This window comes from Pseudomonas sp. MT92 (assembly GCF_058792515.1).
The window spans coordinates 349,045-367,251 of sequence record NZ_JBXAFA010000001.1 but is presented as its reverse complement, the minus strand read 5'-3'; the positions used below and the strand labels follow the sequence as shown (position 1 = coordinate 367,251).

21 protein-coding genes and 2 pseudogenes are annotated in these 18,207 nt (G+C 59.5%); 18 read left to right on the top strand and 5 right to left on the bottom strand.

The window, feature by feature from the left end; all coding sequences use genetic code 11:
• The first annotated feature begins 100 nt into the window (after positions 1–100).
• Positions 101–1,000 (top strand): energy transducer TonB, encoded by a 900-nt coding sequence (locus AC1Q6D_RS01770; protein WP_103402797.1) that lies wholly within the window; start codon positions 101–103, stop codon positions 998–1,000.
• On the opposite strand, the pseudogene AC1Q6D_RS01765 reads toward AC1Q6D_RS01770, so the two are convergent.
• Positions 995–1,096: pseudogene (locus AC1Q6D_RS01765) on the bottom strand (outer membrane lipoprotein carrier protein LolA); the annotation flags it as partial. The gene AC1Q6D_RS01770 and the pseudogene AC1Q6D_RS01765 sit on opposite strands and share 6 nt — an antisense overlap.
• A gap of 108 nt (positions 1,097–1,204) precedes the next feature.
• Here AC1Q6D_RS01765 and AC1Q6D_RS01760 point away from each other — a divergent pair.
• From AC1Q6D_RS01760 to AC1Q6D_RS01730, 7 genes and pseudogenes are all read left to right on the top strand, one after another.
• Complete coding sequence (locus AC1Q6D_RS01760; protein ID WP_103402798.1) at positions 1,205–1,777, top strand: YqgE/AlgH family protein; 573 nt, start codon at positions 1,205–1,207, stop codon at positions 1,775–1,777.
• Positions 1,777–2,214, top strand: coding sequence for a Holliday junction resolvase RuvX (ruvX, locus tag AC1Q6D_RS01755; protein WP_047534506.1), 438 nt, complete (start codon positions 1,777–1,779; stop codon positions 2,212–2,214). Before AC1Q6D_RS01760 ends, ruvX begins: the two co-directional genes overlap by 1 nt.
• A gap of 94 nt (positions 2,215–2,308) precedes the next feature.
• Entirely contained in the window at positions 2,309–2,812 is a 504-nt protein-coding gene (gene pyrR, locus AC1Q6D_RS01750) for a bifunctional pyr operon transcriptional regulator/uracil phosphoribosyltransferase PyrR (protein ID WP_047534509.1), read from the top strand.
• Between the two features lie 27 nt (positions 2,813–2,839).
• Entirely contained in the window at positions 2,840–3,844 is a 1,005-nt protein-coding gene (locus AC1Q6D_RS01745) for an aspartate carbamoyltransferase catalytic subunit (RefSeq protein ID WP_103402799.1), read from the top strand.
• Positions 3,841–5,112, top strand: coding sequence for a dihydroorotase (locus AC1Q6D_RS01740; protein ID WP_103402800.1), 1,272 nt, complete (start codon positions 3,841–3,843; stop codon positions 5,110–5,112). Before AC1Q6D_RS01745 ends, AC1Q6D_RS01740 begins: the two co-directional genes overlap by 4 nt.
• A gap of 478 nt (positions 5,113–5,590) precedes the next feature.
• Positions 5,591–6,559, top strand: a complete 969-nt coding sequence (locus AC1Q6D_RS01735) for a lipid II-degrading bacteriocin (RefSeq protein ID WP_103402801.1) — start codon at positions 5,591–5,593, stop codon at positions 6,557–6,559.
• Positions 6,560–7,073: 514 nt separating this feature from the next.
• Positions 7,074–7,172, top strand: a pseudogene (locus AC1Q6D_RS01730) (hypothetical protein); the annotation flags it as partial.
• 93 nt (positions 7,173–7,265) lie between these two features.
• On the opposite strand, the gene AC1Q6D_RS01725 reads toward AC1Q6D_RS01730, so the two are convergent.
• Entirely contained in the window at positions 7,266–7,697 is a 432-nt protein-coding gene (locus tag AC1Q6D_RS01725; protein ID WP_103402802.1) for an NINE protein, read from the bottom strand.
• Between the two features lie 250 nt (positions 7,698–7,947).
• Between AC1Q6D_RS01725 and AC1Q6D_RS01720 the strand changes: the two genes are divergently transcribed.
• Positions 7,948–8,568, top strand: a complete 621-nt coding sequence (locus AC1Q6D_RS01720) for a C40 family peptidase (protein ID WP_103402803.1) — start codon at positions 7,948–7,950, stop codon at positions 8,566–8,568.
• A gap of 130 nt (positions 8,569–8,698) precedes the next feature.
• Here the strand turns inward: AC1Q6D_RS01720 and AC1Q6D_RS01715 are convergent, their stop codons facing one another.
• A complete protein-coding gene (locus AC1Q6D_RS01715) occupies positions 8,699–9,733 on the bottom strand; it encodes a type IV pilus twitching motility protein PilT (RefSeq protein WP_103402804.1) in 1,035 nt (344 codons plus the stop codon).
• Between the two features lie 57 nt (positions 9,734–9,790).
• On the opposite strand from AC1Q6D_RS01715, the gene AC1Q6D_RS01710 reads away from it, so the two are divergent.
• The 9 genes from AC1Q6D_RS01710 (at position 9,791) to AC1Q6D_RS01670 (ending at position 16,504) form a co-directional block, all read left to right on the top strand.
• Positions 9,791–10,477, top strand: coding sequence for a YggS family pyridoxal phosphate-dependent enzyme (locus AC1Q6D_RS01710; RefSeq protein WP_103402805.1), 687 nt, complete (start codon positions 9,791–9,793; stop codon positions 10,475–10,477).
• A 34-nt stretch (positions 10,478–10,511) separates the two neighbouring features.
• A complete protein-coding gene (gene proC, locus AC1Q6D_RS01705) occupies positions 10,512–11,330 on the top strand; it encodes a pyrroline-5-carboxylate reductase (RefSeq protein ID WP_103402806.1) in 819 nt (272 codons plus the stop codon).
• 24 nt (positions 11,331–11,354) lie between these two features.
• Positions 11,355–11,942, top strand: a complete 588-nt coding sequence (locus tag AC1Q6D_RS01700) for a YggT family protein (RefSeq protein WP_103402807.1) — start codon at positions 11,355–11,357, stop codon at positions 11,940–11,942.
• Between the two features lie 206 nt (positions 11,943–12,148).
• The gene (metX, locus tag AC1Q6D_RS01695) at positions 12,149–13,288 is read left to right on the top strand and encodes a homoserine O-succinyltransferase MetX (RefSeq protein WP_103402808.1); all 1,140 of its coding nucleotides are present in this window, start codon (positions 12,149–12,151) and stop codon (positions 13,286–13,288) included.
• 7 nt (positions 13,289–13,295) lie between these two features.
• Complete coding sequence (metW, locus tag AC1Q6D_RS01690; protein WP_103402809.1) at positions 13,296–13,916, top strand: methionine biosynthesis protein MetW; 621 nt, start codon at positions 13,296–13,298, stop codon at positions 13,914–13,916.
• Positions 13,917–13,941: 25 nt separating this feature from the next.
• The gene (locus AC1Q6D_RS01685) at positions 13,942–14,376 is read left to right on the top strand and encodes a DUF4426 domain-containing protein (protein WP_103402810.1); all 435 of its coding nucleotides are present in this window, start codon (positions 13,942–13,944) and stop codon (positions 14,374–14,376) included.
• Positions 14,373–14,969, top strand: coding sequence for an RdgB/HAM1 family non-canonical purine NTP pyrophosphatase (rdgB, locus tag AC1Q6D_RS01680; protein WP_103402811.1), 597 nt, complete (start codon positions 14,373–14,375; stop codon positions 14,967–14,969). Before AC1Q6D_RS01685 ends, rdgB begins: the two co-directional genes overlap by 4 nt.
• Positions 14,966–16,171, top strand: coding sequence for a radical SAM family heme chaperone HemW (hemW, locus tag AC1Q6D_RS01675; protein ID WP_103402812.1), 1,206 nt, complete (start codon positions 14,966–14,968; stop codon positions 16,169–16,171). The genes rdgB and hemW overlap by 4 nt, the downstream gene beginning before the upstream one ends.
• A gap of 9 nt (positions 16,172–16,180) precedes the next feature.
• Entirely contained in the window at positions 16,181–16,504 is a 324-nt protein-coding gene (locus AC1Q6D_RS01670; RefSeq protein WP_047534544.1) for a DUF3392 domain-containing protein, read from the top strand.
• 118 nt (positions 16,505–16,622) lie between these two features.
• Here AC1Q6D_RS01670 and trmB read toward each other — a convergent pair whose 3' ends face one another.
• Both trmB and AC1Q6D_RS01660 read right to left on the bottom strand, forming a co-directional pair.
• Entirely contained in the window at positions 16,623–17,348 is a 726-nt protein-coding gene (gene trmB / locus AC1Q6D_RS01665; protein WP_103402813.1) for a tRNA (guanosine(46)-N7)-methyltransferase TrmB, read from the bottom strand.
• Positions 17,349–17,357: 9 nt separating this feature from the next.
• On the bottom strand, positions 17,358–18,152 hold the full coding sequence (locus tag AC1Q6D_RS01660) for a thiazole synthase (protein WP_103402814.1): 795 nt from the start codon (positions 18,150–18,152) through the stop codon (positions 17,358–17,360).
• Positions 18,153–18,207: the final 55 nt, after the last annotated feature.

Here is an 18,207-nt window from a genome sequence, read left to right as displayed (position 1 = left end):
CCTCTACATCTTGTCGCTCGACACTTGAAGCTTGAAGCTAAAAACCAACATTGCGTTATCATGCCCAGCCCACGAAAACGCGATGTTGGTTTTTTGCCCCATGACCCTCCCGTCCGATCTGCCCGCCGAACTCGCCCACCGTGGCGTGCGCCCGGCTGATCGCCTCGGTTTTACCCTGTTTCTCGCGGCGCTGATTCACCTGGCCTTGCTGCTGGGCGTCGGCTTCACGATGGTCGAGCCCAAGCAAATCAGCAAAACCCTGGAAATCACCCTCGCCACTTTCAAAAGCGAAAAGAAGCCTGAGAAAGCCGACTTCCTCGCCCAGGAAAATCAACAAGGCAGCGGCACCCTGGATAAAAAGGCGATCCCCAAGACCACCGAGGTCGCGCCGTTCCAGGACAACAAGGTTCAGAAAGTCACGCCACCGCCAGCGGCCAAGCCTGAAGTGCGGGAGGCACCGCCCAAGGCGGCCGTGACCACCGTCGCGCCGAAGCCGAAAAAAGCCCCAGCCAAGACCGAAGAACCCAAGACCGACACCAAACCCGCCGTGGCCGCGCCGACGTTTGACACTGAACAGTTGTCCAGCGACATCGCCAGCCTGGAAGCGGAACTGGCCAATGAACAACAGTTGTACGCCAAGCGCCCGCGCATCCACCGCCTGAGCGCCGCCTCGACCATGAAAGACAAGGGCGCCTGGTACAAGGAAGATTGGCGCAAGAAAATCGAGCGCATCGGCAACCTCAATTACCCCGAAGAAGCCCGGCGCCAACAGATTTACGGCAGTTTGCGGCTGATGGTGTCGATCAACCGTGACGGCTCGCTGTACGAGGTGCTGGTGCTGGAGTCCTCCGGGCAACCGTTGCTGGATCAGGCGGCACAGCGCATCGTGCGCCTGGCCGCGCCCTTCGCTCCATTTACCGGGGATCTGTCGGATATTGACCGGCTGGAAATCATTCGCACCTGGAAGTTTGCCCGTGGGGACAGACTCTCAAGCAACTGATACCAACACAAATCCCCCTGTAGGAGCGAGCCTGCTCGCGATAAACCTGAGAGCACCGCGTAGTGTCAACCTTGCAGCGTTATCGTTGACGACCATCGCGAGCAGGCTCGCTCCTACAGGGATTGTGTCGCCAACAGCAATTTGCGGCATTTCCTGCGCATCCCCAGCTTGTCAGTTTGCCCCTCCAACGCCACACTAGCGCTCATGAAAAACGTCAGCCCCAGCTACCTCAAGCATCAATTCCTGATCGCCATGCCGCACATGGTCGACCCGAACTTTGCGCACACCTTGACCTACATCGTCGAGCACACGGCCAACGGTGCCATGGGGCTGGTGGTCAACCGTCCGCAAGAACTGAATCTGGCCGATATCCTCGAGCAATTGCGCCCGGATATCGAACCACCCGCACTCTGCCAGCATGTGCCGATTTTCATCGGCGGCCCGGTGCAGACCGATCGCGGGTTTGTCCTGCATCCTTCGGGGCAGAGCTATCAGGCGACCGTTGATCTGGAAGGCGATTTATCCCTGTCGACCTCCCAGGACGTCCTGTTCGCCATCGCCGACGGCGTCGGCCCGGCGAAAAGCCTGATCGCCCTCGGTTATGCGGGCTGGGAAGCCGGGCAACTGGAAGCCGAACTGGCGCAGAACGCCTGGCTGACCTGCCCGTTCGACGCCGACATCCTGTTCAACACCAGCTGTGAATTGCGCCTCGAAGCAGCCGCCAAGCACCTGGGCATCAACCTCAGCCTGCTGACCAGTCAGGCGGGGCACGCCTGATGGCCCTGCGGCTGATCCTGGGATTCGACTACGGCACCAAACAGATCGGCGTTGCGGTCGGCCAGGTGATTACCGGCCAGGCCCGCGAGCTGTGTACCCTGAAAGCGCAGAACGGCATTCCCGACTGGGATCAGGTCGAAGCCCTGATCAAGGAATGGAAACCTGACGCCGTGGTGGTCGGCCTGCCGCTGAACATGGACGGCACGCCCAGCGACATGTGCGTCCGCGCGGAAAAGTTCGCCCGTCGCCTGAATGGCCGCTTCAACCTGCCCTTCTATACCCACGACGAACGCCTGACCACGTTCGAGGCCAAGGGCGAACGCCGTGATCGAGGCGGGCAGAAAGGCAGTTACCGCGACAACCCGGTCGATGCCATCGCCGCCGCCCTGCTGCTGCAAGGCTGGCTCGACGAAAACAGCGCATTGTTCGAATCCTGATGCACCCAATCCTGAAGAGTCGCCATGCGGCTCTTTTAGTAACAACCCGAGCCAACTCAAGCACAACCCGACTCGGGCCCAAGAAGGAGCAACCATGAGCCTGCCCAATCCCACCGAACTGATCAGCCAGATGGCGATCCGTCTCAAGGCACACCTGGAACACCGTGGCATTAGCGAACCGCGTTACATCGGCATTCGCACCGGCGGCGTCTGGGTCGCCCAGGCCCTGCTCAAAGAGCTGGGCAGCCATGAGCCCCTCGGCACGCTCGACGTTTCCTTCTACCGCGACGACTTCAGCCAGAACGGCTTGCACCCGCAAGTGCGTCCGTCTGCCCTGCCGTTCGAAATCGAAGGCCAGCACCTGGTGCTGATCGACGACGTACTGATGAGCGGCCGGACCATCCGCGCGGCCATGAACGAACTCTTCGACTACGGGCGTCCGGCCAGCGTGACGCTGGTGTGCCTGCTGGACCTGGATGCCGGCGAACTGCCGATCCGCCCGAACGTGGTTGGCGCCACGCTGTCACTCGCCGCCCACGAGCGCGTGAAGCTGTCCGGCCCGGAGCTCAAGCTCGAAGTGCAAGACCTCGCCCTTTAATTCGCCCTATTGAGAGTCCCCCTTGCGATGACGCCTCTAGAAACCAAGCGCCCGCTGCAGCTCAATGATCAGGGCCAGCTGCGCCACTTCCTCTCGCTCGACGGTTTGCGCCGAGAGCTGCTGACGGAAATCCTCGACACCGCCGACTCGTTCCTCGAAGTCGGCGCCCGCGCGGTGAAGAAGGTCCCGCTGCTGCGCGGCAAGACCGTGTGCAACGTGTTCTTCGAGAACTCCACCCGCACCCGCACCACCTTCGAACTGGCGGCCCAGCGCCTGTCGGCGGACGTGATTACCCTGAACGTGTCCACGTCTTCGGCGAGCAAGGGTGAAACCCTGCTCGACACCTTGCGCAACCTGGAAGCCATGGCGGCCGACATGTTTGTCGTGCGTCATGGTGATTCCGGCGCCGCGCACTTCATCGCCGAACACGTGTGCCCGCAGGTGGCGATCATCAACGGCGGCGACGGCCGTCACGCCCACCCGACCCAGGGCATGCTCGACATGCTCACCATCCGCCGGCACAAGGGCGGCTTCGAGAACCTCACGGTGGCCATCGTCGGCGACATCCTGCACTCGCGGGTGGCCCGTTCGAACATGCTGGCGCTGAAAACCCTGGGCTGCCCGGACATCCGCGTGATCGCGCCGAAAACCTTGCTGCCGATCGGCATCGAGCAATACGGCGTGAAGGTCTACACCGACCTGGCCGAAGGCCTGAAAGACGTCGATGTGGTGATCATGTTGCGTCTACAGCGCGAGCGCATGACCGGCGGCCTGCTGCCGAGCGAAGGTGAGTTCTACCGCCTGTTCGGCCTGACCACTGCGCGCCTGGCCGGTGCCAAGCCCGATGCCATCGTGATGCACCCGGGGCCGATCAACCGTGGCGTGGAGATTGAGTCGGCGGTGGCCGACGGCCCGCACTCGGTGATCCTCAACCAGGTGACCTACGGCATCGCCATTCGTATGGCCGTTTTGTCCATGGCCATGAGCGGGCAGACTGCCCAGCGCCAATTCGAGCAGGAGAACGCCCAGTGAAGCTCAGCATTCTCGGCGCCCGCGTGATCGATCCAGCCAGCGGCCTGGATCAAGTTACCGATATCCACATTGAAGCCTGCAAGATCGTCGCCATTGGCGCCGCACCGGCCGGTTTCGTCGCCGTCGACACCCTTGACGCCAAAGGCCTGGTGGCCGCCCCTGGCCTGGTCGACCTCAACGTTGCCCTGCGCGAACCGGGCTACAGCCGTAAAGGCTCGATCGTCAGCGAAACCCGCGCGGCCGCGGCCGGTGGCGTGACCAGCCTGTGCTGCCCGCCCAAAACCAAACCGGTACTGGACACCTCGGCGGTGGCCGAACTGATCCTCGATCGCGCCCGCGAGGCCGGCAACACCAAAGTCTTCCCGATCGGCGCCCTGAGCAAAGGCCTGGACGGCGAACAGCTGGCCGAGCTGGTCGCGTTGCGCGATGCCGGCTGCGTGGCCTTCGGCAACGGTCTGGAGAGTTTCCGCAACACCCGCACCCTGTGCCGGGCGCTGGAGTACGCGGCAACCTTCGACCTGACGGTGATTTTCAACTCCCAGGACCATGATCTGGCCGAAGGCGGTTTGGCCCACGAAGGCCCGACCGCCAGTTTCCTCGGCTTGCCGGGTATTCCGGAAACCGCCGAGACCGTGGCCCTGGCCCGGGACCTGCTGCTGGTCGAACAGACTGGCGTGCGCGCGCACTTCAGCCAGCTCACCAGCGCTCGCGGTGTGGCCCTGATCGCCCAGGCCCAGGCCCGTGGCCTGAAGGTCACCGCGGATGTCGCCCTGTACCAGTTGATCCTGACTGACGAAGCGCTGATCGACTTCAGCAGTCTGTATCACGTCCAGCCTCCGCTCCGCACCCGCGCCGACCGCGAGGGTCTGCGTGCGGCAGTGAAGTCAGGTGTGGTGTCGGCGATTTCCAGCCACCACCAACCCCACGAGCGCGACGCCAAACTGGCGCCGTTCGGTGCCACCGAGCCCGGCATCAGCAGCGTCGAACTGCTGCTGCCATTGGCGATGACGCTGGTGGAAGACGGTTTGCTGGACTTGCCGACCCTGCTGGCGCGCCTTGGCGCCGGTCCTGCCGACGCCTTGCGCCTGCCGGCGGGCAAACTGGCGGTCGGTGGTGCGGCGGATATCGTGCTGTTCGACCCTGCGGCCTCGACCGTGGCCGGGGAAACCTGGCTGTCCAAAGGCGAGAATTGCCCGTTCATCGGGCACAGCCTGCCGGGCCTGGTGCGGTATACCCTGGTGGATGGACGGATCAGTCACCAGGCGTAAATCTTTTTGGCAAAAGGACTTGCCCTATACCGAATATCCAATCCGCAAAGCGATGCTAATCGAGACTTGCCAGCGAATGCCCCCCTTCGGGGCTCCTTCGCAACGCAAGCCCGGTTAGAAAGCCATTAGAGAATAGTGCTCCCTCTACAGCCCTACCGTATGTATCCGCACAATAAGCCTAAAAAACACCTATTTAGTCGAGCATCCAGACTAACTGCGCACATTCCTGAGAGATAGTTAGAAAGCCGCAAGATCAGCAAGTCATACCTAGCCGTCACCCCTCGCCGAAATTCCCCGCTTCACATACCGAAAAAACCTACAGAGTTATGAGAAACAACTTCTCTAACGATCAATTACTATTTATTTCGCACAAACAAGAAACCTGATCAAAAAAACTAAAAACTAAAAACTAAAAACTAAAAACTAAAAACTAAAAACTAAAAACTAAAAACTAAAAACTAAAAACAAAGGATAAATTATGCAGAATGGACTTACACTTCCCCCAATCGTCACTACAGCCCCATCGGGCGGCATTACGATCGACACAGGCTTCAGCTGGGGAACGTATGCAACAGCTGACTGGCAAGGTGCGGGAGAGGCGATCATCACCACCGACGGAATGACATATTCCTTACCTCTCGCCGATGGTCCTATTATATCTTCCGCTGACATGGAAATGTTCCACGACTGGCTAGAAATGAAAAGTGGAATCAAGGCATTCACTTACGAGCTGAAAATGGCGGAGAGGTCCATCAATAACAATGACGCACTGGGTGCCATAAAAGACCTTTGGAAAATAACTGAAGCCGATAACTACCTTTTGAACAATGACACATTCGTCACCCACGCTTACTTTAAAAACAAACTTGTCAACTTCAGCTTAGCCGACGCATTAGTAGCCCAACAAAACGCAAGCAACCAAGAGGCACTAATACGAGCCTCTACTGGCCATGGTACAGTATACGAATTAACCACCCCTGAGCTTTCAGGCGGAACATTCACCCCAATCAAAGCATTTAGTCACTACCTTTGGGGCAACGGACAAAAACTTAGCGTAAACATCAACAACATTGATCTAAAAATTCAAACTTATGATATTCCACTTTTAGCCAGCTCAATAACCAACACAAGAGAGCCGGGAACTTATTTTATATCCGAACCCAAAGTTGCCTACAACACATTCGACGACAGCATAATTACAGGTGCTTATTTAGGAAGAATCACATTAAAAATAGAAGGAAGCTTCACAAGAAATGAAAATAGTACTTGGGTTTTCGATGGCGTAGTAAAAGCATACACAGACACCTTTGACTTTGATGCAAGCAATAGAGCGCCAATCCTCGAAACCCTCACTACAGCTGGCAGATTATTCTCCGGAACAACCTATGAAATTGAAATTTTTGGCGAGTATAAAGTAACGCTAACCGGAGAAGGCTTTCAACCCTGAATGATTTAGTTTAATCTCTATCGATTGGGTGCTGATAAGCACCCAATCTGCCCATTAAAAAAGCACAAAAATATGAAATACCTATACCCAGCAACCTCACTTATAACAACCGCCACCGGAACACTTACGATAATTACAAATCAAACTTCCGGGATTTATGACTCTACACAAGATTCGATAGCGCCCCCCCTAATAACCCTCGCCGCCATCCTTCTAGCACTTAACGCAACACACATCCTACAATTACTCATCCATAATAAAAAATTAAAAACCCGCACTGGCAGGTATTTCTTAATTGGAATATCAGGATTTTTATCAACCATTTCCTTCATAATCCTTGCAGTCAGCACATTCTATTGGTGGGTGCCCAATCACATCATAATTTCACTCCTCTATTGCATGACTACTGCAGTATTTATCTATAACCAGATAATTTTTTTTAGAAAAAGTTAAGACACTCGGCGACGAGCGAAGGATGGACGGGTGCCAAGGCTTAGCCTGCCGGTCGGCAAACTGGCTGTCCAAAGGCGAGAACTGCCCGTTCATCGGGCACAGCCTGCCGGGCCTAGTGCGTTACACCTTGGTGGATGGACGGATCAGTCACCAGGCGTAAGACCGTGTCACCCCAATCGCTAGCAGGGCTAGCTCCCACGGGGATTTGTGTGGTTCACAGATCCCGTGTGGGAGCTAGCCTGCTAGCGATGGCTTACTGAAAGGCAGCTCGATTCTGCGCGTTGCGAATCGAAACCTGATCATTCAGCGTCCAGAAGTCATACAGCACTCCCACGAAGAACAGTCCGCCCGTCAGCAGGTAGATCAACCCGCTGATCCATTTGCCCTGATACATCCGGTGCACACCGAACACCCCGAGAAACGTCAGCAGAATCCACGCGACGTTGTATTCGATCGGGCCGGCGGTGAACCGAAGGTCGGCTTCACGGTCCATGGACGGGATCAGAAACAGATCGATCAACCAGCCAATCCCCAACAAACCGAAGGTGAAGAACCAGATCGTCCCCGTGACCGGTTTGCCGTAATAAAAGCGGTGAGCGCCGGTGAAACCGAAAATCCACAGCAGATAACCGATCACTTTGCTGTGGGTATCTTGATGGGGTACGGGTTGTTGATAGGTGTTCATGGATGACCTCGATTCACACGATAGATAAATATTCTTGAATTCTTTGTGACTTTTTTACGAGCACCCGACGTATGGCAAATGGTACGTTGTCTCCCGTCAAAGCCTTATAACACCTGACTTCTGTCCGACAATGGCGTCTTTTTGCCGCTCATTTGGTTCCGTTGACCCCCAGGTTGAATCGACCAACGGCCTCGGAAGGGACAAAAAAGCTGTTATAAAGTTGCGCGCTAACCCATACGAGCCCTGCCTAATGCGTCCATTTATAAAGACATGGCTAACCATTTGCCTATTATTGCCACTGGCCGCCCACGCCACCAATCGTGAGCAACGTCTTCCGAACGTTAATGGTTACACCCCGAAATCCCATGCTTCTGCTCCTTCGAACAAAAGCAAAAAATCAGTCAAACACGCTCCACAGCTGGCCAGCAACAAAAAAGGCCTGGTTCCGCCGATGGCGAACAAGGAAAGCAGCAATGTGCTGAGCCGTGCGGTCAACGTCCTCGGTACCCCGTATCGTTGGGGCGGCAGCAGCCCGAGCAAAGGCTTCGACTGCAGCGGTCTGGTGAAATACGCGTTCAACGACGCCACGTTTGACCTGCCACGCACCTCCAATGCCATGGCCAGCGGTCACGGCGAGAAGGTCAATCGCAACGACCTGAAGCCAGGCGACCTGATTTTCTTCAACATCAAGAGCCGTCGAGTCAATCACGTTGCCATCTACCTGGGCAACGACCGCTTCATCCACGCACCGCGTCGTGGCAAGTCGGTGACCATCGACACACTGAAGAAGCCGTACTGGGAAAACCACTACGCCGTGGCCAAACGGGTTCTGCCGAAAGAACCGCATCAGATGCGGGTTGTTCAGCGCTGATTACATCCGCTGGAACCTGCTTCGAATGTAACGACCTCTTCGCGAGAACGCTCGCTCCCACATTGGAATGCATTCCCCTGTGAGAGCGAGCTTGCTCGCGAAGCCTCCTGTAAAGCGCTACAGCTTCCCCTCAGAAATTATCCGGTGACCGCGCCTTCTCCCGCGCATGGTCGCGAGTGACCAGGCCCTTGGTCACCAGCTCCTTCAGGCTCATGTCCAGCGTCTGCATGCCCAGCGACCCACCTGCCTGAATCGATGAATACATCTGCGCCACCTTGTCTTCGCGGATCAGGTTCCGGATCGCCGACGTGCCGAGCATGATCTCGTGGGCCGCCATACGTCCGCCGCCAATCTTCTTGACCAGGGTCTGGGAAACCACTGCCAGCAACGACTCGGACAACATCGAACGCACCATCGGCTTCTCATCCCCCGGAAACACGTCGATGATCCGGTCGATGGTCTTCGCCGCCGAGGTGGTATGCAGCGTGCCAAACACCAGATGGCCGGTCTCGGCTGCCGTCAACGCCAGGCGAATGGTTTCCAGGTCGCGCATCTCGCCCACCAGAATGACATCCGGGTCTTCGCGCAGGGCTGAACGCAAGGCTGCGGGGAAGCTGCGGGTGTCGCGATGGACTTCACGCTGATTGATCAGGCATTTGCGCGACTCGTGGACGAACTCGACAGGGTCTTCGATGGTGAGGATATGGTGGTGACGATGGTTGTTCAGGTAATCGATCATCGCCGCCAGCGTCGTGGACTTGCCGGAGCCGGTCGGGCCGGTGACCAGCACCAGTCCACGGGGAGCGTCGGTCATTTTGCGAAACACATCGCCCATGCCCAACGCCTCCATGCTCAAGACCCTGGAGGGGATGGTGCGAAACACGGCGCCGGCACCACGACTCTGGTTGAACGCATTGACCCGAAAACGGGCCACACCAGGCAGATCAAAGGAAAAGTCGGTTTCCAGGTGCTTTTCGAAATCCACCCGCTGGGTGTCGTTCATGATGTCGTAGATCAGCGCCTGCACTTCCTTGTGGTCCAGGGGTGGCAGGTTGATGCGCCGCACATCGCCATCGACTCGAATCATCGGCGGCAGGCCTGCGGACAGATGCAGGTCGGATGCGCCTTGTTTGGCGCTGAACGCCAGCAGCTCAGTGATATCCATAGCACGCCTCAATTCCAGTAGAATGCCGCCAACCTCAGACCCGCTGGCGCCCCTTGAATGTCCACGATAGCAGACAACATTGCACTGGTTAGTTCGCGCATCCGCGCTGCCGCCCTCGCCGCCAACCGGGACGAACACAGCGTCCAGCTGCTGGCCGTGAGCAAGACCAAACCCGCACAAGCCCTGCGCGAAGCCTATGCCGCCGGCCTGCGCGACTTTGGCGAAAACTACTTGCAGGAAGCCCTGGGCAAGCAGCTCGAATTGGCCGACCTGCCCTTGATCTGGCACTTCATCGGCCCCATTCAATCGAACAAGACTCGCGCAATCGCCGAGCATTTCGCCTGGGTGCATTCCGTGGATCGCCTGAAAATCGCACAACGCTTGTCGGAACAGCGACCTGCCGATCTGCCACCGTTGAACATCTGCATCCAGGTCAACGTCAGCGGTGAGGCCAGCAAATCCGGCTGCACCCCGGCCGACCTGCCGGCCCTGGCCAATGCCATCAGCGCCCTGCCTCGCCTCAAGTTGCGCGGATTGATGGCGATTCCCGAGCCGACTGAAGATCGCGCCGCCCAGGATGCCGCCTTTGCTGCCGTGCAGAATCTGCAAGCCAGCCTGAATCTGCCGCTCGACACACTTTCCATGGGCATGAGCCACGATCTCGAATCGGCCATCGCTCAAGGCGCCACCTGGGTCCGCATTGGTACGGCCCTGTTTGGCGCTCGCGACTACTCACAGCCTTGATCCATGGCTTACACACTTTTTATAAGGACCTGACATGAGCAAGACGCGTATTGCCTTTATCGGTGCCGGCAACATGGCCGCCAGTCTGATCGGCGGCCTGCGGGCCAAAGGCCTGGACGCCGCGCAGATCCGCGCCAGCGATCCGGGTGAAGAAACACGCACCCGCGTGAGCGCCGAACACGGCATCGAAACCTTTGCCGACAACGCACAGGCCATCGACGGTGCCGATGTGGTCGTGCTGGCGGTCAAGCCTCAAGCAATGAAAGCGGTCTGCGAAGCGATCCGTCCAAGCCTGAAGCCTGAGCAACTGGTGGTTTCGATTGCCGCCGGCATCACCTGCGCCAGCATGAATAACTGGCTCGGCGCCCAACCGATCGTGCGCTGCATGCCCAACACCCCGGCACTCCTGCGCCAGGGCGTGAGCGGCTTGTTCGCCACCGCCCAGGTGACCGCCGAACAACGCCAACAGGCGCAAGAGCTGCTGTCGGCCGTCGGTATCGCCCTCTGGCTGGACGAGGAGCAGCAACTGGACGCGGTCACCGCGGTATCCGGTTCCGGCCCGGCGTACTTCTTCCTGCTGATCGAAGCCATGACCGCCGCGGGCGTGAAACTCGGCCTGCCAGCCGACATCGCCGCTCAACTGACCCTGCAAACCGCACTGGGCGCTGCTCACATGGCGGTCTCCAGCGACGTCGACGCCGCTGAACTGCGTCGCCGCGTCACCTCGCCGGCGGGCACCACGGAAGCGGCGATCAAATCGTTCCAGGCCGGCGGCTTCGAAGCGCTGGTAGAAAAAGCATTGGGCGCCGCCGCGCACCGCTCGGCCGAAATGGCTGAGCAACTCGGTCGCTAATCAGCTCTTACAAAGGAATAAATGATGCTCGGACTCAATGACGCTGCCATTTTCGTGATTCAAACCCTGGGCAGCCTGTATCTGCTGGTCGTGCTGTTGCGCTTTATCCTGCAACTGGTGCGGGCCAACTTCTACAACCCGCTCTGCCAGTTCGCCGTGAAGGCCACTCAACCGTTGCTCAAGCCACTGCGCCGGGTCATCCCGAGCATGTTCGGGCTGGACATGTCGTCGCTGGTGTTGGCGCTGATCGTGCAAATGGTGCTGTTCGCCGTCATCCTGCTGCTCAGCGGCTACAAGGTGGACGCGCTGTTCCTGGTGCCATGGGGTTTGATCGGCATTTTCGCGCTGTTTTTGAAAATCCTGTTCTGGGCGATGATTATCAGCGTGATCCTGTCCTGGGTCGCTCCGGGCAGCCATAACCCTGGCGCAGAGCTGGTGCAGCAGATCACCGAACCGGTTCTTGCACCGTTCCGCCGGATCATTCCGAACCTGGGCGGCCTCGACATCTCGCCCATCTTCGCCTTTATCGCGCTGCAGTTGCTGCAGAGCTGGCTGATTCCGCGCCTGGCGTACTACGCCCTGATGCCAAAAGAGCTGTTCGGGCTGATCTGACACTGATGCGGCGGCCTGGTTGAGCGAGTCATCGCTCATCGCGGGCAAGCCCTGCTCACCACATGGGAATCTGTACTCCTGTGGGAGCGGGACTTGCCCGCGATGGCCGCACCTCGGTCTTTCAGGAAAAATCAGGCCCGCCCTTTGCTTGCCGCTAACCCCACTGGTCTTTAGACTTACGCCTCATTTCAACGAGAGCAGGGTCGATGCCAGCTGCCTTCCCCCCCGATTCTGTTGGTCTGGTGACGCCGCAAATGGCGCACTTCAGCGAACCCCTGGCGTTGGCCTGCGGTCGTTCGCTACCGGCCTATGACCTGATTTACGAGACCTACGGCACGCTGAACGCCACGGCGAGCAACGCCGTGCTGATCTGTCACGCCTTGTCCGGGCACCACCACGCGGCCGGCTATCACAGCCCCGACGACCGCAAACCCGGTTGGTGGGACAGCTGCATCGGCCCCGGCAAGCCCATCGACACCAACAAGTTCTTTGTGGTCAGCCTGAACAACCTCGGTGGCTGCAACGGCTCCACCGGCCCAAGCAGTATCAATCCCGAGAGCGGCAAGCCGTTTGGCGCCGACTTTCCGGTGCTGACCGTGGAAGACTGGGTGCACAGCCAGGCGCGCCTCGCCGACGTGCTCGGCATCGGCCAATGGGCAGCCGTCATCGGCGGCAGCCTGGGCGGCATGCAGGCCCTGCAGTGGACCATCACTTACCCAGACCGCGTACGGCACTGCCTGGCCATCGCCTCGGCACCGAAGCTGTCGGCGCAGAACATCGCCTTCAACGAAGTGGCACGTCAGGCGATCCTCACCGACCCGGACTTCCATGGCGGTTCGTTCCAGGAACACGGCGTGATCCCCAAGCGCGGGCTGATGCTGGCGCGGATGGTCGGGCACATTACCTACCTGTCCGACGACTCCATGGGCGAAAAATTCGGTCGCGGCCTGAAAAGCGATAAGCTCAACTACGACTTCCACAGCGTCGAGTTCCAGGTCGAAAGCTACCTGCGCTACCAGGGGGAAGAATTCTCCGGGCGGTTCGACGCCAACACGTACCTGCTGATGACCAAGGCCCTGGACTACTTCGATCCGGCCGCCAATTTCGATGATGACCTGGCCAAGACCTTCGCCGGTGCCACCGCCAAGTTCTGTGTGATGTCGTTCACCACCGACTGGCGCTTCTCCCCTGCTCGCTCGCGGGAACTGGTGGACGCGCTGATGGCCGCGCGCAAGGACGTCTGCTACCTGGAGATCGACGCACCGCAGGGCCACGACGCCTTCCTGATTCCGATCCCGCGCTACTTGCAGGCGTTCGGCAATTACATGAACCGCATAACGCTGTGAGATAGCCATGAGAGCTGATCTGGAAATCATCCAGGAATGGATCCCCGCCGGTAGCCGCGTGCTCGACCTCGGTTGCGGCGATGGCGAGCTGCTGACCTGGCTGCGCGACAACAAGCAGGTCACCGGTTATGGCCTGGAAAACGACGCGGACAACATCGCCCAATGCGTGGCCAAGGGCATCAATGTCATCGAACAGGACCTGGACAAGGGCCTGGGCAACTTTGCCAGCAACAGCTTCGACGTCGTGGTCATGACCCAGGCGCTGCAGGCGGTGCATTACCCGGACAAGATCCTCGACGAAATGCTGCGGGTCGGTCGCCAGTGCATCATCACCTTCCCCAACTTCGGTCACTGGCGCTGCCGCTGGTACCTGGCCAGCAAGGGACGGATGCCGGTTTCCGAGTTCCTGCCGTACACCTGGTACAACACGCCGAACATCCACTTCTGCACTTTCGAAGACTTTGAAGCCTTGTGTCGCGAACGTGAAGCCAAGGTCATTGATCGGCTTGCCGTGGATCAACAGCATCGGCACGGGTGGGCCAGTAAGCTATGGCCTAATCTGTTAGGTGAGATCGGTATCTACCGCGTCAGCAGCCCGGGGCTTGCAGACCATAAGGTCGCGGTCTGAATCACCACATTCCGAGGAGAAAATCATGGGTCGTCTAGCGCTGTTTCTACTCACCGCCTGCCTGAGCGTCACGGCCATGGCCGCCGACGTCATCAAGAGCGAGCGCCAGGAAACCTTTGGCGACGTGACGGTGCACTACAACACCTTCAACTCCACGTACCTGACGCCGGACATCGCCAAGTCGGCCGAACTTATTCGCAGCAAGACTCAAGGCGTGATCAATATTTCGGTGATCAAGGACGGCAAGCCGCAGATGGCGCAAGTCTCCGGCACGGTCAAAGACCTGACCAGCCAGAGCGTGCCATTGAGCTTCAAACAGGTCACCGAGCAGGGCGCCATTTACTACATCGCCCAGTACCCTGTGCCTCAACAGGAAACCCGCACCTTCGAAATCAAGGTGCAGACCGGTGACAAAATCAACACCATCAATTTCAACCAAGAGCTCTTCCCCGGCGAATGATCAACTTCACGCAACTCGTACTGGCCAGCCACAACGCCGGCAAACTCAAGGAACTCCAGGCCATGCTCGGCGACTCGGTGCAACTGCGCTCGATCGGCGAGTTCAGCCAGGTCGAGCCTGAAGAAACCGGCCTGTCGTTCGTCGAGAACGCCATTCTCAAGGCCCGCAACGCCGCGCGCATTTCCGGCCTGCCGGCGCTGGCCGACGATTCCGGGTTGGCGGTGGACTTCCTCGGTGGCGCGCCGGGCATCTACTCGGCGCGCTATGCCGACGGCAAGGGCGATGCGGCCAACAACGCCAAACTGCTGGACGTCCTCAAGGACGTGCCCGAGGCCGAGCGCGGCGCGCAGTTCGTCTGTGTATTGGCGCTGGTGAGGCATGCCGACGATCCGCTGCCGATTCTCTGCGAAGGCCTGTGGCACGGTCGCATCCTGACTGAGGCCAGCGGCGAGCACGGCTTTGGCTACGACCCGCTGTTCTGGGTGCCGGAGCGCGATTGCTCCAGCGCCGAGCTGAGCCCGGGCGACAAGAACCAGATCAGTCACCGCGCCCGCGCAATGGATCTGCTGCGCCAGCGTCTGGGCCTGAAATGACCCACGACCGCTCCGCGTCACCGCTGATCTTCGGCGGTGCCGCGCAATCGCCTCGGGCGGCTCTGCCGGTACTGCCGCCCCTGGCGCTGTACATCCACATCCCGTGGTGTGTGCGCAAATGCCCTTACTGCGACTTCAACTCCCATACCGCCAGCCCGGTGCTGCCGGAAGAAGAGTACGTCGACGCCTTGCTGGCCGATCTTGATCAAGACCTGCACGCCGTCTACGGTCGGGAGTTGAGCTCGATTTTCTTCGGCGGCGGCACGCCGAGCCTGTTCAGCGCCGCCGCGTTGGGCCGACTGCTCAAAGGCGTTGAACAGCGCATCCCGTTTGCCCACGACATCGAAATCACCCTGGAAGCCAACCCCGGCACCTTCGAACAAGAGAAATTCGTCGCCTACCGGGCGCTCGGCATCAATCGCCTGTCGATCGGCATCCAGAGCTTCCAGCAGGCAAAACTCGAGGCCCTGGGGCGGATTCACAACGGCGACGAAGCGGTGCGAGCCGCAGGCATGGCGCGTCAGGCCGGGTTCGACAACTTCAATCTGGACCTGATGCACGGTCTGCCGGACCAGTCCCTGGAGGACGCCCTGAGCGACCTGCGCCAGGCCATCGCCCTGAAGCCGACCCACCTTTCCTGGTATCAGCTGACCCTGGAGCCGAACACCGTGTTCTGGAACCAGCCGCCGACGCTGCCGGAAGACGACACGTTGTGGGACATTCAGGAAGCCGGCCAGGCGCTGCTGGCCGAGCACGGTTACGCGCAGTACGAGGTCTCGGCCTACGCCCAACCGGGCCGCCCGGCACGGCACAACCTCAATTACTGGAGTTTCGGCGACTTCATTGGCATCGGTGCCGGTGCCCACGGCAAGCTCAGCCATCCGGACGGGCGCATCGTGCGCACCTGGAAGACTCGCCTGCCGAAGGACTACCTCAACCCGGCCAAAAGCTTCCAGGCGGGCGAGAAAGCCCTGACCAACGACGAAATGCCGTTCGAGTTCCTGATGAATGCCCTGCGCCTGACCGAAGGGGTCGAATCGCGGCTGTATCCGGAACGCACCGGACTGCCCCTGGACACCCTGGCCGAAGCTCGCCGCGAGGCAGAACAAAGTGGCCTGTTGCAGGTCGAACCGTCACGTCTGGCGGCTACCGAGCGCGGACAGCTATTCCTCAACGACTTGCTGCAGAAGTTTCTGACATAAGGAAATCGAATGGATCTGGTACTCGACCTGCTCGCCACCGTTTCTCGCTGGAGCCGCAGCAATCTCTCGGAGATCGCCCTGGCTTTGATGGGCTGTCTGCTGGTGCTGTTTGGCGCGGACTTCAAAGGCTGGGTCGACCAACGACTGGGCAGCATCGCCGGCGCCTTGCGCGTGCCGCTGATGGCCCTGCTGTGCATGATCGGCAGCGGCGCCGCCCTGATCTACGCCACGCCGTGGATCGTTCGGGGCTTGAGCCAATTCAACAACTACAGCCTGGCGCCGGTGTTGCTGGTGGTGCTGGTGCTGATCGGCGTCGTCGCTGACCGCCGCTGATTTCAGCTGTACCAAACATCCACTGTAGGAGCGAGCCTGCTCGCGATGATCATTAACGAAAACGCGGGGCATCTGGGGCCCCGCGTTGCTCTCTGGTTTTTCGCGAGCAGGCTCGCTCCTACGACTGCTTCTCGAACTTCAAATCCCACACACCATGCCCAAGACGCTCGCCACGGCGTTCGAACTTGGTGATCGGCCGCTCGGCCGGGCGTGGTACACACTTGCCGTCCTCGGCCAGGTTGCGATAACCCGGCGCGACGTTCATCACTTCCAGCATGTATTCAGCGTACGGCTCCCAGTCGGTGGCCATGTGCAGAATGCCGCCGACCTTCAACTTGCTGCGTACCAGCTCGGCGAACGACGCCTGAACGATACGACGCTTGTGATGGCGGCTCTTGTGCCACGGGTCCGGGAAAAACAGCATCAGGCGATCGAGGCTGTTGTCGGCCACGCAACGGTTGAGCACTTCGATCGCATCGCAGTCGTAAACCCGCAGGTTGGTCAAACCCTGGGTCAGCACGCCGTTGAGCAACGCACCAACGCCCGGACGGTGCACTTCGACGCCGATGAAATCCTGCTCCGGCGAAGCTGCCGCCATTTCCAGCAGCGAATGGCCCATGCCGAAACCGATTTCCAGCGAGCGCGGTGCCGAGCGACCGAACACCTGGTCGAAGTCCACCGGCGCGTCGGCCAGGGGCAGCACGAACAGCGGCGTGCCCTGCTCCAGGCCACGTTGCTGGCCTTCGGTCATGCGCCCGGCACGCATCACGAAACTCTTGATGCGGCGGTGTTGGCGCTCGTCGCCTTCTTCCGTCTGGATAGGCGTGTCGTTCGATTCAGTCATCAATGGCTCTTACTTGATCAGACCATCCAGCGGCGAAGAGGCGCTGGCATAGAGTTTTTTCGGCATGCGGCCAGCGAGGTAAGCCAAACGGCCCGCAACGATGGCGTGTTTCATGGCTTCAGCCATCATGATCGGCTGTTGGGCGTGGGCGATCGCCGAGTTCATCAGCACAGCGTCACAACCCAGTTCCATGGAGATGGTAGCGTCGGAAGCGGTACCGACCCCGGCATCCACCAGCACCGGGATTTTGGCTTCTTCAAGGATGATCTGCAGGTTGTACGGGTTGCAGATCCCCAGGCCCGAACCGATCAGACCGGCCAGCGGCATCACCGCGATGCAGCCGATTTCCGCCAGTTGCCGGGCGATGATCGGGTCGTCGCTGGTGTAAACCATCACGTCGAAGCCTTCCTTGACCAGCGACTCGGCGGCCTTGAGGGTTTCGATCACGTTGGGAAACAGGGTTTTCTGGTCCGCCAGCACTTCCAGTTTCACCAGGTTGTGGCCATCGAGCAGCTCACGAGCCAGGCGGCAGGTGCGCACGGCCTCGACGGCGTCGTAGCAACCGGCGGTGTTCGGCAGAAAGGTGTAGCGATCCGGCGACAGGAAATCCAGCAGGTTCGGTTCGCCCTCGTTCTGACCAAGGTTGGTACGGCGCACGGCGAAAGTGACGATCTCGGCACCCGAGGCCTCGATGGCCAGGCGGGTTTCTTCCATGTCACGGTATTTGCCGGTACCCACCAGCAAACGCGACTGGTAAGTACGACCGGCCAGGACGAAAGGCTTGTCGCTACGAACGATGCTCATGGGAAATCCTCTGTAGGAGTGAGGGTCTTGCAGAATTGTTGGCCCATGCAGGCCA

Coding starts and splice junctions, on each gene's coding strand:
- proC (WP_103402806.1), top strand. CDS start 10,512: ATGAGCAAGACGCGTATTGCCTTTATCGGTGCCGGCAACATGGCCGCC.
- AC1Q6D_RS01760 (WP_103402798.1), top strand. CDS start 1,205: ATGAAAAACGTCAGCCCCAGCTACCTCAAGCATCAATTCCTGATCGCC.
- pyrR (WP_047534509.1), top strand. CDS start 2,309: ATGAGCCTGCCCAATCCCACCGAACTGATCAGCCAGATGGCGATCCGT.
- AC1Q6D_RS01670 (WP_047534544.1), top strand. CDS start 16,181: ATGGATCTGGTACTCGACCTGCTCGCCACCGTTTCTCGCTGGAGCCGC.
- AC1Q6D_RS01725 (WP_103402802.1), bottom strand. CDS start 7,697: ATGAACACCTATCAACAACCCGTACCCCATCAAGATACCCACAGCAAA.
- AC1Q6D_RS01745 (WP_103402799.1), top strand. CDS start 2,840: ATGACGCCTCTAGAAACCAAGCGCCCGCTGCAGCTCAATGATCAGGGC.
- metX (WP_103402808.1), top strand. CDS start 12,149: ATGCCAGCTGCCTTCCCCCCCGATTCTGTTGGTCTGGTGACGCCGCAA.
- AC1Q6D_RS01770 (WP_103402797.1), top strand. CDS start 101: ATGACCCTCCCGTCCGATCTGCCCGCCGAACTCGCCCACCGTGGCGTG.
- AC1Q6D_RS01720 (WP_103402803.1), top strand. CDS start 7,948: ATGCGTCCATTTATAAAGACATGGCTAACCATTTGCCTATTATTGCCA.
- rdgB (WP_103402811.1), top strand. CDS start 14,373: ATGATCAACTTCACGCAACTCGTACTGGCCAGCCACAACGCCGGCAAA.
- ruvX (WP_047534506.1), top strand. CDS start 1,777: ATGGCCCTGCGGCTGATCCTGGGATTCGACTACGGCACCAAACAGATC.
- hemW (WP_103402812.1), top strand. CDS start 14,966: ATGACCCACGACCGCTCCGCGTCACCGCTGATCTTCGGCGGTGCCGCG.
- AC1Q6D_RS01710 (WP_103402805.1), top strand. CDS start 9,791: ATGTCCACGATAGCAGACAACATTGCACTGGTTAGTTCGCGCATCCGC.
- AC1Q6D_RS01715 (WP_103402804.1), bottom strand. CDS start 9,733: ATGGATATCACTGAGCTGCTGGCGTTCAGCGCCAAACAAGGCGCATCC.
- AC1Q6D_RS01735 (WP_103402801.1), top strand. CDS start 5,591: ATGCAGAATGGACTTACACTTCCCCCAATCGTCACTACAGCCCCATCG.
- AC1Q6D_RS01660 (WP_103402814.1), bottom strand. CDS start 18,152: ATGAGCATCGTTCGTAGCGACAAGCCTTTCGTCCTGGCCGGTCGTACT.
- AC1Q6D_RS01700 (WP_103402807.1), top strand. CDS start 11,355: ATGCTCGGACTCAATGACGCTGCCATTTTCGTGATTCAAACCCTGGGC.
- AC1Q6D_RS01685 (WP_103402810.1), top strand. CDS start 13,942: ATGGGTCGTCTAGCGCTGTTTCTACTCACCGCCTGCCTGAGCGTCACG.
- metW (WP_103402809.1), top strand. CDS start 13,296: ATGAGAGCTGATCTGGAAATCATCCAGGAATGGATCCCCGCCGGTAGC.
- trmB (WP_103402813.1), bottom strand. CDS start 17,348: ATGACTGAATCGAACGACACGCCTATCCAGACGGAAGAAGGCGACGAG.